15 protein-coding genes and 1 pseudogene are annotated in these 15931 nt (G+C 72.6%); 9 read left to right on the plus strand and 7 right to left on the minus strand.

The window, feature by feature from the left end:
• Window positions 1-159: 159 nt before the first annotated feature.
• From ACZ573_RS26265 to ACZ573_RS26275, 3 genes are all read left to right on the plus strand, one after another.
• Window positions 160-1092: an ROK family protein gene (locus ACZ573_RS26265; RefSeq protein WP_301374627.1), complete on the plus strand. Its 933-nt coding sequence runs from the start codon at window positions 160-162 to the stop codon at window positions 1090-1092.
• The gene (gene nagA / locus ACZ573_RS26270; RefSeq protein ID WP_471308225.1) at window positions 1092-2243 is read left to right on the plus strand and encodes an N-acetylglucosamine-6-phosphate deacetylase; all 1152 of its coding nucleotides are present in this window, start codon (window positions 1092-1094) and stop codon (window positions 2241-2243) included. Before ACZ573_RS26265 ends, nagA begins: the two co-directional genes overlap by 1 nt.
• A 112-nt stretch (window positions 2244-2355) precedes the next feature.
• Entirely contained in the window at window positions 2356-3273 is a 918-nt protein-coding gene (locus ACZ573_RS26275) for a 1-phosphofructokinase family hexose kinase (RefSeq protein ID WP_471308226.1), read from the plus strand.
• Between the two features lie 30 nt (window positions 3274-3303).
• Here ACZ573_RS26275 and ACZ573_RS26280 read toward each other — a convergent pair whose 3' ends face one another.
• Together ACZ573_RS26280 and cdgB are read right to left on the minus strand one after the other, a co-directional pair.
• Window positions 3304-4320 carry a CBM35 domain-containing protein gene (locus ACZ573_RS26280; protein ID WP_471308230.1) on the minus strand — a complete coding sequence of 339 codons (1017 nt, stop codon included), beginning with the start codon at window positions 4318-4320 and terminating at the stop codon, window positions 3304-3306.
• Window positions 4321-4388: 68 nt separating this feature from the next.
• On the minus strand, window positions 4389-6161 hold the full coding sequence (gene cdgB, locus ACZ573_RS26285; protein ID WP_471308232.1) for a diguanylate cyclase CdgB: 1773 nt from the start codon (window positions 6159-6161) through the stop codon (window positions 4389-4391).
• A 302-nt stretch (window positions 6162-6463) separates the two neighbouring features.
• On the opposite strand from cdgB, the gene ACZ573_RS26290 reads away from it, so the two are divergent.
• Window positions 6464-7033 carry a flavin reductase family protein gene (locus tag ACZ573_RS26290; RefSeq protein WP_471308234.1) on the plus strand — a complete coding sequence of 190 codons (570 nt, stop codon included), beginning with the start codon at window positions 6464-6466 and terminating at the stop codon, window positions 7031-7033.
• Between the two features lie 62 nt (window positions 7034-7095).
• On the opposite strand, the gene arfB is transcribed toward ACZ573_RS26290, so the two are convergent.
• On the minus strand, window positions 7096-7521 hold the full coding sequence (gene arfB / locus ACZ573_RS26295) for an alternative ribosome rescue aminoacyl-tRNA hydrolase ArfB (protein ID WP_266483857.1): 426 nt from the start codon (window positions 7519-7521) through the stop codon (window positions 7096-7098).
• A gap of 209 nt (window positions 7522-7730) precedes the next feature.
• On the opposite strand from arfB, the gene ACZ573_RS26300 reads away from it, so the two are divergent.
• Together ACZ573_RS26300 and ACZ573_RS26305 are read left to right on the plus strand one after the other, a co-directional pair.
• A complete protein-coding gene (locus tag ACZ573_RS26300; RefSeq protein ID WP_362395804.1) occupies window positions 7731-8306 on the plus strand; it encodes a TerD family protein in 576 nt (191 codons plus the stop codon).
• A gap of 90 nt (window positions 8307-8396) precedes the next feature.
• Window positions 8397-8915 (plus strand): GNAT family N-acetyltransferase, encoded by a 519-nt coding sequence (locus tag ACZ573_RS26305; protein WP_471308238.1) that lies wholly within the window; start codon window positions 8397-8399, stop codon window positions 8913-8915.
• Between the two features lie 12 nt (window positions 8916-8927).
• Here ACZ573_RS26305 and ACZ573_RS26310 read toward each other — a convergent pair whose 3' ends face one another.
• Both ACZ573_RS26310 and ACZ573_RS26315 read right to left on the minus strand, forming a co-directional pair.
• Window positions 8928-10340, minus strand: coding sequence for a M1 family metallopeptidase (locus tag ACZ573_RS26310; protein WP_471308240.1), 1413 nt, complete (start codon window positions 10338-10340; stop codon window positions 8928-8930).
• 32 nt (window positions 10341-10372) lie between these two features.
• Complete coding sequence (locus ACZ573_RS26315) at window positions 10373-10939, minus strand: GlcG/HbpS family heme-binding protein (RefSeq protein WP_471308244.1); 567 nt, start codon at window positions 10937-10939, stop codon at window positions 10373-10375.
• A 373-nt stretch (window positions 10940-11312) separates the two neighbouring features.
• Here ACZ573_RS26315 and ACZ573_RS26320 point away from each other — a divergent pair, with 373 nt between their 5' ends.
• Genes ACZ573_RS26320 through ACZ573_RS26330 form a run of 3 tightly spaced genes read left to right on the plus strand, consistent with a single transcriptional unit; the run spans window position 11313 to window position 13674 of the window.
• The gene (locus ACZ573_RS26320) at window positions 11313-12509 is read left to right on the plus strand and encodes a sensor histidine kinase (protein ID WP_471308247.1); all 1197 of its coding nucleotides are present in this window, start codon (window positions 11313-11315) and stop codon (window positions 12507-12509) included.
• The gene (locus ACZ573_RS26325; protein WP_030009243.1) at window positions 12506-13126 is read left to right on the plus strand and encodes a response regulator; all 621 of its coding nucleotides are present in this window, start codon (window positions 12506-12508) and stop codon (window positions 13124-13126) included. Before ACZ573_RS26320 ends, ACZ573_RS26325 begins: the two co-directional genes overlap by 4 nt.
• A gap of 44 nt (window positions 13127-13170) precedes the next feature.
• The gene (locus ACZ573_RS26330; RefSeq protein ID WP_079405330.1) at window positions 13171-13674 is read left to right on the plus strand and encodes a hypothetical protein; all 504 of its coding nucleotides are present in this window, start codon (window positions 13171-13173) and stop codon (window positions 13672-13674) included.
• A 15-nt stretch (window positions 13675-13689) separates the two neighbouring features.
• Here the strand turns inward: ACZ573_RS26330 and ACZ573_RS26335 are convergent.
• Window positions 13690-14685: pseudogene (locus ACZ573_RS26335) on the minus strand (glycosyl hydrolase); the annotation flags it as partial.
• Between the two features lie 177 nt (window positions 14686-14862).
• Entirely contained in the window at window positions 14863-15543 is a 681-nt protein-coding gene (locus ACZ573_RS26340) for a pentapeptide repeat-containing protein (RefSeq protein ID WP_471308253.1), read from the minus strand.
• Window positions 15544-15931: the final 388 nt, after the last annotated feature.

A 15931-nucleotide genomic window follows, 5' to 3' on the forward strand; every position in this document is an offset into this window, starting at 1 on the left:
TTCTTGTACGTACGATCCACGTAAGGTCTACACCACTTTGGCGGCTCGTCCACATCGGGCTCCCGACCGGGGTCCTGAATTTGTATGGCCACTCAACAATCCCTCCCAATGGACTAGACCTTTCCCCGCCGAGCACGCGAGACTGTCTCTGTGAAACCCGTGAAACACGTCATCGCCCTCGATGTGGGCGGCACCGGGATGAAGGCCGCCCTCGTCGCAGGCGACGGCACCCTGCTCCACGAAGCGCGCCGGGCCACCGGCCGCGACCGGGGCCCCGACGCCGTCGTCGAGACGATCCAGGACTTCGCCGCCGAGTTGCTCGACACCGGCCGGGAACGCTTCGGACGGCCCGCCTCGGCCGCCGGCGTCGCCGTTCCGGGCATCGTCGACGCCGAGAACGGGATCGCCGTCTACGCGGCGAACCTGGGCTGGCGCGACGTACCGATGCGCGCGCTGCTCAGCGGCCGCCTCGGCGGCATCCCGGTGGCCCTCGGCCACGACGTGCGCACGGGCGGACTCGCCGAGGGCCGCATCGGCGCCGGCCGGGGCGCCGACCGCTTCCTCTTCGTCCCGCTCGGCACCGGCATCGCCGGAGCCATCGGCATCGCCGGCCGCATCGAGGCCGGCGCCCACGGCTACGCGGGCGAGATCGGGCACATCGTGGTGCGCCCGGGCGGCCCCGCCTGCGGCTGCGGCCAGCACGGCTGCCTGGAGACCCTCGCCTCCGCCGCGGCCGTCAGCCGCGCCTGGGCGGCCGCCTCCGGCGACCCGGAGGCCGACGCCGCGGACTGCGCCAAGGCCGTCGCGTCCGGGGACGCGCGCGCCCGGGAGGTCTGGCTGGCCGCCGTCGGCGCCCTCGCCGACGGACTGGTCACCGCCATCACCCTGCTGGACCCGCGCACGCTGATCATCGGCGGCGGGCTGGCGGAGGCCGGGGAGACCTTGTTCACACCACTACGGACGGCCGTGGAGGAGCGCGTGACGTTCCAGCGGCTCCCCCACATCGTTCCGGCTGCCCTCGGGGACACCGCCGGATGCCTGGGCGCAGGGCTGCTCGCCTGGGACCTACTCGCCACGGAGGTACCTGCCTGATGTCCGGAAGCGCGCACAGCACTGTTCTTTCGGGCGCCAGGGTGGTGCTGCCCACCGGAACGGTGGCGAACGGCAGGGTCATCGTCGACGGCGACCGGATCGCAGGCAGCGCCCACGAGGGCGCGCGGACCGTCGACCTGACCGGGCACTGGATCGTCCCCGGCTTCGTCGACATGCACAACCACGGCGGCGGCGGCGCCTCGTTCACCTCCGGCACCGCCGAGGACGTCCTGAGGGGCGTCCGCACCCACCGCGAGCACGGCACCACCACCCTGGTCGCCTCCACCGTCACCGGGGACCTGGACGAACTGGCCCGCCGCGCCGCCCTGCTCGCCGAGCTGACGCAAGCGGGCGAGATCGCCGGCATCCACTTCGAGGGGCCGTTCATCAACCCCTGCCGCAAGGGCGCCCACAAGGAGGACCTGCTCCGCGACCCCGACCCGGCCGAGGTCCGCAAGCTGATCGACGCCGCGCACGGCGCCGCCCGCATGTTCACCCTCGCCACCGAACTGCCGGGCGGCCTGGACTCCGTACGGCTGCTCGCCGAACACGGGGTCATCGCGGCGATCGGCCACACGGACGCCACGTACGAGCAGACGCGCGCCGCCATCGACGCGGGCGCGACCGTCGCCACCCACCTCTTCAACGCGATGCCGCCCCTCGCCCACCGCGAACCCGGCCCGATCGCCGCGCTGCTGGAGGACGAGCGGATCACCGTCGAGCTCATCAACGACGGCACCCACCTGCACCCGGCCGCCCTCGAACTGGCCTTCCACCACGCGGGCGCGCACCGCGTCGCGCTGATCACCGACGCGATGGACGCGGCCGGCTTCGGCGACGGGACCTACCACCTGGGCCCGCTGGAGGTCGAGGTCAAGCACGGCGTGGCCCGGCTGGTGGAGGGCGGCTCCATCGCCGGCTCGACGCTGACCCTGGACACCGCCTTCAAGCGCTCGGTGACCCTCGACAAGCTGCCGGTGGAGTCCGTGGTCCAGGCGATCTCCGCCAACCCGGCCAAGCTGATCGGCCTGTACGACGAGATCGGCTCGCTGGAGCCCGGCAAGTACGCGGACCTCGTCGTACTGGACGCCGCGTTCGACGTCACGGGAGTCATGCGGCGCGGCGAATGGATCGTCAACCCGCCCTCCTGACCGCCGATCTGACGGCCGAGCGGCCGTACACAGGGAAAACGGTCGGCCCCGGGACTGGGCCGACCGCCCTGCGTTTGGCATGATCCCGGCAGCATCAGACCCGGGAGTGCCGATGATCCTAACCGTGACGCTCAACACCGCACTCGACGTCACGTACCAAGTGCCGAAGCTGCTTCCGCACGCCTCGCACCGGGTCTCCGCCGTCACCGAACGCGCCGGCGGCAAGGGGATCAACGTCGCGCACGTCCTGGCCGCCCTCGGCCACGAGGTGACCGCGACGGGCTTCGCCGGCGGCCCGGTCGGCTCCGTCGTCCGCGGACTGCTCGCCCAGTCCCCCGGAGTGGTCGACGCCCTGGTGCCCTGCGCCGGCACCACCCGCCGCACGGTCGCCGTGGCCGACGCGGCCTCCGGCGACACCACGCAGTTCAACGAGCCGGGGCCGCTGATCACGGCAGCCGAGTGGTCGCGCTTCCTCGCGCGCTACGAGGACCTCGTGCCCGGCGCCCGCGCCGTCGCCCTGTGCGGCAGCCTCCCGCCGGGCGTGCCGGTGGGCGCGTACGCGCTGCTCGTGCGCTCGGCCCGCGCGGCCGGGGTCCCCGTCCTCCTGGACACCAGCGGCGAGGCCCTGCGCCGCGGGGTCGCCGCCCGCCCGGAGATCATCAAGCCGAACGCCGCCGAACTGGCCGAGCTCACCGGGTCCCGCGACCCGCTCCCCGCCACCCGCGACGCCCGCCGCCGCGGCGCCCACGCGGTGGTCACCTCCCTCGGCCCGGACGGCCTGCTGGCCGCCACCGCCGAGGGCTGCTGGCAGGCGGCCCCGCCCCGCCGGCTCGCCGGAAACCCGACCGGAGCCGGCGACTCCGCGGTCGCCGGCCTGCTGTCCGGGCTGGCGGAGGGCCTGGACTGGCCCGCCCGCCTCACCCGCGCCGTCGCCCTCTCGGCGGCCACGGTCCTGGCCCCGGTGGCGGGAGCGTTCGACCCCCGCACCTACGAGGAGGTACGGGGGTCGGTGAAGATCACGACGGCCTAGCCGGGGCCGGCCGGCGGGGAACGGGGCGGATCAGCCCTGCTCCAGCCAGAGCTGGTCGAGGACGACCTCGCACTGGTTGCCCGCCTCGCACGAGATCTTGATGGTGTTGGCGCCCTGCTTGAGGTCCACCAGCGAGTAGGTGTTGGTCCAGCCCTTGGCCCAGTCGCCCGCGGCGGCCTTGGAGAAGTTCGCCATGTTGACCGGCCGGGTCTGCGCCTCGCCGTTGATGGTCAGCGTGGTGTTGGCGTCCTTGCCCGGCACCCCGTAGGTCATCTTCAGCTTGTACTTGCCCGCCTTGGGGACGTCCAGCGACCAGGTGGCCGCCGCGCCCTGCGCGTTGAGGCCGCCCACGTACTGGCCGCCCTCACTCTTCGCGCCCGGCACCGTGTTCTGCAGCACCGCACCGCCCGTGAGGGACATGCCGCTGCCGGCGAAGTCGGCCTTCGGCAGGGGGGCCTGCGAGGGCTTCGGGCTGCTCGGGGCCTGGGTGGCCGGGTTCTGGGGGGCCGCCGACTGCTGGCCCTCGTTCGCGGTGGGCTGTTCCTTGCCCTTGTCCTTGTCACCGAACTGCAGTGCCGCGACGATGCCGATCACGACCACGGCGACCACCGCGACCGCTGCGATCAGCAGACCCCGGCGGCTGGAGCCGCCACCGCCGCCGTGACCGTGACCGCCCGGCTGAGGGACCGTCTGCGTCGGGTGCTGCGGGGGCTGCGCCTGCTGCGGGACGCCGTAGCCGCCCGCCTGGAGCGCTTCCGGGGCCTGGTACTGCGGGTATGCGGGGGGCTGCTGCGCGGGCACCTGGCCGCGCTGGCCGCCGTTACGGCGCTCGCCGACCGTCCGCACCTGGTGGTGGGAGGTGCGGGGAACTCCGGGCTGAGCGCCGGAAGGACCGCCCGCCGCGGGGCCCGGGTAGCCGTATGCGCCGCCCTGACCTGGCGGTGTGGCTCCGGCCGCCTGGCCATCCTCGTAGAGATAGCCGAACGGATCGTCGTCCTCGGGCTTGTTCGCCCCACCGTGCGGGCCGTTGTTCGCGGGCGTCGTCATCGCAGGTCACTCCTTTCGACCCCCGGGAGCCTACCCCGAACACGTGCGCCCACGAGCGGCAGACCGCTTCATCCCGCCCGGCGATGGGCCTTCGAACGGGACCTCTTCTCGATGTACATCCGCTGGTCGGCGGAGCGCAGCACCTCGTCGGCCGACATCCCGCAGCTGGCCCAGCCGATGCCGAAACTGGCCCCGACCCGCACCGCACGGCCGTCCACCCGGATCGGCGGGATGATCGCGTTGCGCAGCCGGACGGCGAGGTCGGCGGCGTCGGCGGCACCCAGACCGTCGGCCAGGACGACGAATTCGTCACCACCCAGCCGGGCGACGGTGTCACCGTCCCTGACGCCCGTCGTCAGCCGCCGGGCCACCTCGATCAGGACCGCGTCGCCCGTGTGGTGCCCGAACCGGTCGTTGATCGACTTGAAGCCGTCCAGGTCGCAGAAGAGGACGGCGAGTCCCTTCGTCCCGTCGTCGATGTCGGTCGCGGGCGCCACCGTGTGCACGTGGTGGTCGTACGGACCGTCCGACGGGGCGGGCGGCGCGCCGGGGAATTCGAAGGGGTCGGACCCGGAGAACCGGTCGGGGCCGTCCGCATGAAACCCGTGCTCACCGGCACCACCCGCCTCCGCCCCCACCGGGTGCCCGTCGTGCCCCGCGTGCGCCGCATGGCCCCCGGCCCCGTGCGCCGCGTGCCCGTCGTATCCGTCGCGCCCCTCGAAGGCCGCGTCCAGTGCCTCGATCGCGGTGGCCCGTGCGGACTGTGGCCTACGGCACAGCCGGGCGCCGAGCCGGGCCCGCAGCTCGGCGCTGTTGGGCAGGCCCGTCAGCGAGTCGTGGCTGGCGCGGTGGGCGAGCTGGAGCTCGTGCCGCTTGCGCTCCTCGATGTCCTCGACGTGCGTGAGCAGGAAGCGGGGTCCGTCGGCGGCGTCGGCGACGACGGAGTTGCGCAGCGAGACCCATACATACGTGCCGTCGCGGCGGCCCAGGCGCAGCTCGGCGCGGCCGCCCTCGGCGGAGGTGCGCAGCAGGGTGCCGATGTCCTCGGGGTGGACCAGGTCGGAGAAGGAGTAGCGGCGCAGGACGGAGGCGGGCCGGCCGAGCAGCCGGCACAGCGCGTCGTTGGTGCGCAGCAGCCGGCCGTGCTGGTCCCCGCCCATCTCGGCGATGGCCATGCCGCTGGGGGCGTACTCGAAGGCCTGGCGGAACGACTCTTCGCTGGCCCGCAGCGCCTGCTGCTCGCGCTCCAGCCGGACGAGGGCGCGCTGCATGTTCGCCCGGAGCCTGGCATTGCTGATCGCAATCGCCGCCTGGAAGGCGTACATCTGGAGCGCTTCGCGGCCCCAGGCGCCGGGCCGGCGGCCGTTGCGCGGTCTGTCCACCGAAATGACACCCAGAAGTTCCCCGCCGGACGCATACATGGGGGCGTAGAGCCGGTCCTCGGGGTGCCACTCGTCCTCGAAGCGCGGATCGGGGCCGTCGGTGTGCCACTGCGGGACGTCGTCCTCCATGAGGACCCAGCCCTCGGTGTGCGGGATGAACCTGAGTCCGTCCCAGTTCTCACCCATCGTCAGGCGGCGTTCCCAGGAGGCGCGGGAGCCGACGCGGCCGGTGATGAGGGCCTCGGCCGCGGGGTCGCCGGCGAAGGCGGCGACGACGAGATCACCGTCCGGGCGAACGAGGTTGACACAGGCGAGTTCGTAGCCGAGCCCCACGACGATGCCGTCCACGACGGTCTGCAGGGTGTCCGCCAGGCTCCGGGCCGTATTGAGCTCGGCCACCACCCGGTGCAGCTGCCGCAGGGTCGCAAGACGGACGTACGGCTCCGACTCGGTCTCCATTGCTCGCTCTCCCCGAGACCTCGACAGCAACTCCAGGTTTGTCATCGGCGTTTCGTTGCGGTGTCCCGTCCACTGAATCACAGTGAGCTGTGCGGCAGGTACACAGGGTCAACAAATCTTGCCCTCTGTGACTCAAGTCACATCAGGTGAATATAGGTACGCAGTGGGCTCGTGCACGGCTGGGAGCGCTCCCTCCCATTCCCGTGAGCAAACGATACGCCCGGGCCTAGGCCAAGGGGCGGGGACGCGACTCGGACCAGGGCCCGATGTGCGGCGCGGAAGGGCGAGATTAGCGTTTCAGCGTGCTGAAGACGACCCCCGTACCCGCCCCGTCCCACGGAACCCCCCATGCTGAGGGAGTGAGCAATGACGAGTTCCGGGCCGCGATGGCCCGGCTGGCGGCGGGCGTGTGCCTGATCACCGCGCACGAGCCCCCGCTGACGGCGGACGGCCCGCGCGGCGAGGACGTCGGCATGACGGCGACCGCCTTCATGTCCGTGTCCCTGGACCCGCCCCTGGTCCTGGTGAGCCTGCGCGAGGGCTCCCGGATGGACGACCTGCTGGCGGAGCAGCCCCTGTGGGCGGTGTCGGTCCTCGCCGACCACCAGCTCCAGGTCGCGGGCCGCTTCGCGATGAAGGGCCGCATCAGCGACCGGCTGCTCTTCGCCGACCTGCCGTACGTACGCGGCGAGGCCTCCGGCGCACCCCTGCTGAGCGGCGCCCTGGCCACCCTGGAATGCCGTACGGAGAACCGCGTCGAGGCGGGCGACCACACCCTGGTCGTCGGCCGGGTCCTGACGGCCGGCCTGCCGTCCCCGGACGGGCAGCCGCTGACGTACTTCCGCGGGCGCTACCGGCACCTGGGCGCGTAAGGCACCCGGGGCTCGTGGCGCTCGCAGGCATCCCGAGGCGCGTAAGACGGGCACGGACGGGGCTACCAGTCCCGCCCCGTGCGGCCGCGCTTGGTCTCCGCCCGTGCCTTCTTCTCGCGCAGCCGCCGCTCGTTGATGCCGCGCGGGATCTTCGTCGCCCGGCGCTGCTTCGGCGGCGGCGCCGTCGCCTCGGCCAGCAGCGAGGCCAGCCGGACCAGCGCCATCTCCCGGTTGCGCAGCTGCGAGCGGTGCTCGGAGGCCCGGACGGTCACCACCCCGTCCACCAGCCTCCCCGCGAGCCGCTCCAGCGCCCGCTCCTTCCACACCTCGGGCAGCGCCTTGGTGGCAGCCAGGTCGAACAGCAGCTCCGCGCGCGAGTCCGAGGTGTTCACGTGCTGACCGCCGGGCCCCGAGGACCGCGAGAAGCGCCAGGCGAGCTCTCCCTCGGGGAGCACGACCGAACCGCGGATGACATAAGGACCAGGCATGCCCCTATGATCCGCCCCCGGCGCGGCCGCCGTCACCCGTATTTACCGCCCGTCCCGTCCGGTTTACCGCCCGTCCCGTCCGGCCCGCGGAGATTCGCCGTCACGGACCATTCACGACGGGAACCCGACCGGCCTCTCGTCGCGTTATAGGGGGCAGCGGTAGTTTGACCGCCTGTACGTGCATGTTGGATGAGGAAAGGGACATTCCCATGGCTGTCAGCCTGTCCAAGGGCGGCAACGTCTCGCTCACGAAGGAGGCCCCGGGCCTCGCTGCCGTCACGGTCGGCCTCGGCTGGGACGTCCGTACGACCACCGGTGTCGACTTCGACCTCGACGCCTCGGCCATCGCCGTCAACGCGACGGGCAAGGTCGTCTCCGACGGCCACTTCGTCTTCTTCAACAACAAGTCCACCCCGGACCAGACCATCGTTCACACCGGTGACAACCGCACCGGCGAGGGCGCGGGCGACGACGAGGCCATCAACGTCAACCTCGCCGGCCTCCCGGCCGACGTGGACAAGATCGTCTTCCCGGTCTCCATCTACGACGCCGAGGCCCGCAGCCAGAACTTCGGCCAGGTCCGCAACGCGTACATCCGCGTCGTGAACCAGGCCGGCGGCGCCGAGATCGCCCGCTACGACCTCTCCGAGGACGCGGCGACCGAGACCGCCATGGTCTTCGGCGAGCTCTACCGCAACGGCGCCGAGTGGAAGTTCCGCGCGGTCGGCCAGGGTTACGCCTCCGGCCTCACCGGCATCGCGCAGGACTTCGGCGTCAACGTCTAAGACCGCCAGGTCCGGCACCCGCCGGACACCAGCGCTGGTGAAGCCCCCTCCCGGCCGTCCGGGGAGGGGGGCTTCGCTACCGTTCGACAGGTGATCCTGCAACCCCTCGTCCCCATCGACGGCGCCCTTCCCGGCCCGGTACTCACCGAGATCGCCGCCCTCTACTCGACGAACCACGCGTTCTTCGAACTCAGCGGAGACTTCCCCGACCCGGACCGCATCACCGTCGAACAGGTCGCCGCCGCGCTCGCCGGTGAACTCGCCCACGACAGCGCCGAGGTGCTCCTCGCCCGCTCCGCAGGCCGCCTCGTCGGACTGGCCGCCACCCTCGCGCAGGCACCCGCCGACGACGACCCCGACCCGTGGATCGGCCTGCTGCTCATCGACGCCACCGCACACCGCGAGGGATACGGCCGCGCCGTCGCCACCCTGGTCGAGGACCGCTTCCGCGCCGCCGGACGCGCGGGCGTACGCATCGCCGTACTCGACAACAACCCCAAGGCCCTCGCCTTCTGGCAGTCCCAGGGGTACGTCACCCTGCGCAGGTCCAAGGACCGCGAGATGGGCCGCGACTGCACCGTGCTGCGCAAGCCCCTCGAAGCCCCGTAGGGGACCGGGCCCTTACGCGGGGCGGTCCTTCCCGTACAGCCACACGTCCCAGACCTTCTTCAGGTCGTGCCCCGTCTTCTCCTCGGCGTAGGCGGTGAACTCGGCCGTGCTCGCGTTCCCGTGCCGGTGGTCGGCGGCCCAGCCGCGCACCAGGGCGAAGAACTTCTCGTCGCCCACCTCCTGCCGGATCCGGTGCAGGACCATCGCGCCGCGGTAGTACACCGGGGCCGCGGTGATCTCCTCGGGCCCGGGCGGGGAGGCCGGCGGGAAGGCGTCCCAGTCGACACCGGCATCCTTGTCCACGTCCGTGTCCCCGGCCAGGAACGCCTCGAAGTGCCGCTGCGCCGTGGGCCCGCCGTGGTCCTCGGCCCACAGCCACTCCGCGTAGGTCGCGAAACCCTCGTTGAGCCAGATGTCCTTCCAGGACTTCGGCGACACCGAATCGCCGAACCACTGGTGCGCGAGCTCGTGCACGACGAGCTCCTCGTTCTTGGGCGCGCCGGAGTAGACGGGCCGGCCCTGGGTCTCCAGCGCGTAGGTGAGCGTCCCGGCGGGCGCCACGATCGCGCCCGCCGTGGCGAAGGGGTACGGGCCGAACCGGCCGCTGCCCCACTCCACCATCTCCGGCAGCCGCGCGAGCGGACCGGTGCTCGCGGCCTCCTCCCCGGGCGCCACGGCACTGTAGAGGCCCACCCCCGAGGGCGTCCGCCCGGTCGTCACCTTGTACGGCCCGATGGCGGCGGTCGCCAGATAGCTCGCCATCGGCTCCGGACTGTGCCATGCGAAGGCGGTCCGCCCGTCCGCGTCCTCGGTACGGGAGCGCAACTCGCCGTTCGACACCGCCTCGTAGCCACGCGGAACCGTGAGGGTGATGTCGTACGCGGCCTTGTCGCTCGGGTGGTGGTTGCCGGGGAACCAGGTCATCGAACCGACCGGCTCGCCGACGGCGACCGCGCCGTCCTCCGTGGTGATCCAGCCCTCCTTGGAGCCGTCCGGATCCGCGAGGGGCTTCGGCTTCCCGCTGTAGTCGACCTCCGTCCGGAAGACCTCGCCCTTCTCCAGGTCCTCGGCGGGGCGCACGGTCAGCTCGTTGCCGGTCCGGTTGTACCGGGCCCCCTCGCCCTGGACGGTCACGCCCTCGACGTCCAGGCCGCTGAAGTCCAGGTTGAAGGAGCTGAGCGCCTGCTCGGCGCGGGCGGTGATCACGGCCGTACCGTGCAGCTGCCCGTCGGCGGGGTCGTAGTCCAGGTCCAGCGCATAGTGGTCGACCTGGTAGCCGCCGTTCCCGGCCCGGGGGAAATACGGATCACGCAGCCCCGACGCACCCGGCCGCCCCTGCACCGGGTCCCCCGTACACCCCGTGGTGAGGGCGAGCAGGGCGGCGACGGCAGGGGCGGCGAGGCGGGAGAGAGCACGGGGTTCCACGCACTCGATCCTAGGCGGGCCGGCCGGGCGGGTTACTTGCCGAGCGCGTCCGCGCCCGCCTTGGCGAACTTCTCGTCCAGGTCACCGCTCGGGGCACCGGCCACACCGACACCGGCGACGGGCGCGCCGTTCGCCTGGACCGGGGTGCCGCCACCGAGGAAGAGGGTGCCCGGGATGTCCTTCAGGTTCGGGGTCTGGGCCAGCCGGCCCGCGAGCACCGAGGTCGGGGCGTTCCAGGACACGGCGGTGAAGGCCTTGCGCTGCGCCGACTCGTAGGACTGCGGACCCGCGCCGTCGCCGCGCAGGGTGACGATGGTGTTGCCGTTGCGGTCGACGACGGCGACCGTCACCTTCTGGTTCTCGGACTCGGCGGCCTTCAGGGCGGCCTCGGCGGCGCGGGTCGCGGCGTCGATGGTGAGGTGCGTGGTCGTGGTGAAGTTCTTGTCGGCCGGCGCGTCCTTCTTCGAGGAGACCGAGGCGACGGACGCCGAAGCGACGTCGGAGGCGGGGGTCGCGCTGGCGCTCACGGCACCGAAGGCTCCGGCGCCCAGGGCGACGGCGAGGGCGGTACCGGTGAGAACGCGGGTGCGGGTGTTCATCTCTGCTCCTGAGAACGGGGGCACGGTGGCACGGGGTCGGCATCGGGTCGGTCCGGGCCGGTCGGACCGGCTCCTTCACTGCTCCAAGCCTCGGCCCGCAACCCCCCGCACCCCGTCCCCGTACCGGCTCGCCCCACCCACCCCACCGGCTGACCCGAGGGTCATCCGATCGGTCGATGCGGCCCGCCTCCGGCGCGGAAAGACTCAGCCCCGCCGGCGTTTGAGGCGCGGGGCCGGGGGCGGAGCCCCGCTCCCTCAGCCCCGCCGGCGTTTGAGGCGCGGGGTCCGGGGCGGAGCCCCGCTCTTCCAGCCCCGCCGGCGTTTGAGGCGCGGGGTCCGGGGTGAAGCCCCGGCAACGGCACCGCAGGCGACAATGAACGCGACCCCCGTACACCAGGAGCAACCGGTGAGCCACCCCACCAGCAAGCCGGACACCCGAACGCTGACCACGGTCGCCCACACCGCGTTCTTCCTGCTCCTCGGCGCCTCCCTGCTCCGCTTCCTGCTGCGCCACCCCGGCGAACCCCGCACCCCGTGGATCATCGCCCTCAGCGTCACCCTGGCCCTGCTCTACGTCCTCGGCCCCGCCCTCGGTGCCGCCCCCACCGCCCGGCGGCTGCTGTGGCTCGGCCTCGTCGTCACCACCTGGGTGGTCCTGGTCGTCCTCGCGCCGAGCTTCGCCTGGTGCGCCGTACCGCTGTTCTTCACCGCGCTGCGCACCCTCCCGCCACGCGCCGCCATCGTCCTCGTGGCCCTCCTCACGGGCTTCGTGGTGATCGCCCAGCTCCAGCTGGCCAAGTCCTTCGACCCCAACCTCCTCCTGGCCCCGCCCGCCGTCGCCGCCCTCGCCACCGCCGTCTTCGTCCACATGGAACGCCAGGCCCAGGCCCAGCGCACCCTCATCGACGACCTGATCCGCACCCGCCGCGAGCTGGCCGCCACCGAACGCCGCGAAGGCACCCTCGCCGAACGGCAGCGGCTGTCCATGGAGATCCACGACACCCTCGCCCAGAACCTGTCCAGCCAGCAGATGCTGCTCCAGGCCGCGGACCGCACCTGGGACACCGACCCGGCCACCGCCCGCGCGCACGTCCGTACCGCCACCGGCATCGCCGCACACGGCCTCGCCGAGGCCCGCCGGCTCGTCCACGACCTGGCCCCGCCCGAGCTCGCCGACGGCGCCGGCCTCGCCGAAGCCCTGCGCTCCCTCGACGCCGGCCCGGACATCGAGGTCCGCTTCCACCTCGAAGGCACCCCGGCCCCGCTCCCCGACCGCGTCCAGTCCGCCCTGCTGCGCATAGCCCAGGGCGCGCTGGCCAACGTCCGCGAGCACTCCGGCGCCCGTACGGCCGCACTCACCCTGAGCTTCCTGGGCGACCAGGTCGTCCTGGACATCGCCGACGACGGCCACGGCTTCACCGACCCCCGCGCCGACGCCGCCGACCGTGGGCACGGCCTCCCGGCCATGCGGGCCCGCGTCCGCCAGCTCGGCGGCACCCTGACGATCGAATCCACGCCGGGCGAGGGCACCGTCCTCTCCGCGGCCATCCCCCTGGAGCCGGCCCCATGACCACGATCCTCCTCTGCGACGACCACGTGGTGGTCCGCGCCGGACTCCTGGCCCTGCTCGGCAGCGAGCCCGACATCGAGGTCCTCGGGGAGGCGGGCAGCGGCGAGGAGGCCGTCGCCCTCGCCGCGAAACTCCACCCCGACGTGGTCCTGATGGACCTCCAGCTCGGCGAGGGCATCGACGGCGTCGAGGCCACCCGCCGCATCACGGCCCTCCCCCGGCCCCCGCACGTCCTGGTCCTCACCACCTACGACACCGACGCGGACATCACCCGCGCGATCGGCGCCGGCGCCACCGGCTACCTCCTCAAGGCCGAACGCCCGGAGGAGCTCTTCGCCGCCATCCACTCCGCGGCCCAGGGCCGCACCACCCTGTCCGCACCTGTGGCCAGCCGGGTCATGGCCCACATGCGCGGCACCCGCCCCACCCTGACCGACCGCGAACTCGACATCCTCGGCCAGCTGGCCCGGGGCCTGGGCAACCGCGACATCGCCCGCGCCCTGTTCATCAGCGAGGCCACCGTCAAAACCCACCTGGGCCGCATCTACGACAAGCTCGGCGTCGACACCCGCGCGGGCGCCGTCTCCGTGGCCAAGGAACAGCGACTCCTGCCCTGACACCGGAGGTGAACGCCCCCGGCACCCGTGACACCATCAGCTACGTGCTCGACATCGGCTACTCCCTCTCCCGGCGTTTCCCGGACCCCCCGCAGACCGACTACCGCTCCGCGGACGTCCACACCCTGCGGCACGACCTGTTCTGCGGGGACGTCTACCTCGCCGACACCAACGCGGACCGGGAAGTGTCCACAGCCTGGGGATGGGTACCCGTACTGGACTTCGCCTGGGCCCTGTGCGACATCGTCGAACAGCTCGACAAGGACCCCCGCGGCAACCGCTCCGCCAACCGTCAGTACGCCGAACTCGACTTCACCGAGTCCACGGACCGCATGCTCTTCGAGCGCCGCTTCGGCTGGGTCGACGTCGAAGCCGACTGGATGCCGGCCGAGGAAGCCCCGCTGACCTTCAGCCACCGCCTGCTGCGCCGCGAGGCCCGCGACTTCCTGCACGACCTCATCGCGGACCTGATCGACATGCACGACGGCCTCGCCGACAACCCGGCCATCTGGACCCTCCAGGCCCGCTTCCCCCGCGTCCCGGCGTAGTCAGAGCCGTCCGCCGGACAGGAACTCCCGGAACACCTCTGTGGAGCGCGGATTCTGCCCGCACTGCCACACGCCGTGCGGGCAGTAGTCGGTGATGCTCTGGTAGAACGGCTTGTGCTCGGCGAACCAGGCCAGCATGCCCCGCACGTACTCGGGATTGTCCCCGTGCCGGAACAGCCCCCATTCGGGGTACGAGATCCGCTTGCCGTGCGCCTTCGCGAAGTCGACCTGCTGCTGGAGTCCGTAGGGCTGGGTGACCTGCTCGTCGAACGTGCGGCCGGGCTCCTGGTCGTAGGAATCCATACCGACGACGTCGACGACGTCGTCGCCGGGATAGCAGCTGGTCCAGGCGATCGCGTCACTCCCGCGGTTGGGGGCGTAGTCGAAAAGGAACCGCTGCCCCTCCACCGAACGCATGGCGGCCACGATGCGCCGCCAGTACGTCTTCCAGTTCTCGGGATCCGGACGGCACCGGTGGGTGTAGTTGAAGCCGTTCATCTCCCAGCCGAGGACGATCACCGTGTCCGGCACCCCGAGGTCGACCAGACGCCGGGCCAGCTGCCGGAAGTGGTGGTCATTCGCCCCCTGGGCGCCGGAGCGGATCAGCTCCGCGACCCGGCCGTCGGGGACACCGGCCTCGTTGCGCTCCTGCATGGGCACGTTCAGGACGAACAGCCGATCGGCCCGCTCGTTGCGCCACCGCGCCCAGGTGCGCAGGGAATCGGGTGCCCCCTCGATGTTCTCCCAGGTGTCGCCGGGCAGATAGGTGTGCCCGGCGCGCAGCTCGGTACCGCCGAGCCAGCTCGAGAGTTCCTCCATCCGCTCGACGCCGGGCGAGCCGTAGTGGAGATAGGCGCCCAGGGCGGTCCCGGCACCCTCGCCCTCGGTCCCTGCGCTGCCCCCGGCCCCGTGCCGCGGCGGCGGTGTGCCCAGAACGGCCCACACGACGAGCAGGCCGACGGCGACCGCACTGGCGCAGGCGCCCGCCAGCCGGCGGCCCCGATGGGACATGGCACCTCCACAGGCCTCATGCACCGATGTGTCTGCTTGCGACGTTAGACACCCCACCCGCCCGGGCACCCTCCCACTCGGCCATTCGCCGCAGTCTCCCCACCCTTCCTCTCAGCCCCGCCAGGGAACAGCGGTAGCTGGGGGAGCGCCCCGGCAACGGCGCCGCACCCGGCGGGGCTACGCCAGCACCCGCACCCCCAGCTGGGAAGCGAGCGCCGGGGCCAGGTCCAACAGCTGCGCCGGACTGATCACCGCCCCGGCCAGCGCCTCCACCCCCCGCGCGATCTCCAGCACGGACGCCTCCCGCAGATCCACGTCCGCCATCCGCACCCCGCTGAAATCCACCCCCCGCAGCGCACAGTCCCGGAACTCCACCCGCTCCAGCACCGCTCCCGCGAAGTCCGGCTCCACCAGCACGCACCCCTCGAAGACCACGTCCTTGAGATGGGCCTTCCGCAGGTTCAGGTAGTCGATCTTGCCCCCGCGAACCATCACCCGTTCCAGCACCGCCCCGTGCAGCTGCACCCCGCCCAGCCGCGCGTCCACCACCTCCACGTCCCGCAGGGAGGCCCCCGACAGGTCCGTCCCCACCCCCCGGACCCCCTCCAGCACCGAATCCAGGACCCGCGCCTTCGCCAGCCCCGCCTCGTCCAGCGCACACCGCCGCACCGCGCAGTCCATGAACCGGGCCCCGATCCCCTCCTGCCCCGCCAGGTCGAGATCCGCGAACTCCAGCCCGTCGTAGTCCCCGTCCGGCTCCAGCTCAGCCCCGTCCCACACCGTCAGCTCGGGCAGCCTCAGCTCCGGCCGCCGCGCCGCCTTCACCGTCTGCTGCCCCTGCTGTCCTTTGCGCGCCATCCCCCCATCGTGAACCACCCCACTGACACGGATCCCCCGTGCGGGGTGCCCTGCGGTCGGCTCGGCGGCACGGATCCCTCCTGCCGAGGTGGGGCGCCTCAATCGCCGGCGGGGCTTCAAAGGGTGGGGCGGGGCTCCGACAGCGCGGCTTCCATCCCCCTGTGGGCTTCGACGGCGTGAGGGGTGGGGGGACGGGGCGGGGTGTCCCCGCAGGACGAGCGCGCAACCACCGCGCACAGCCGAGACAAACCCGCACGCGCCGAGCCGAGGAGACACCCCGCCCCGGCACCCCACCCCGCCACCAACCGACAGGCCCGCGCACTCAGCCCCGCGGGCGTTTGAGGCGCGGGTCCGGGCAGCGCCCGGCACACGGCCCGCGCCCGGCACA

Source organism: Streptomyces sp. NPDC040545, from assembly GCF_055595065.1.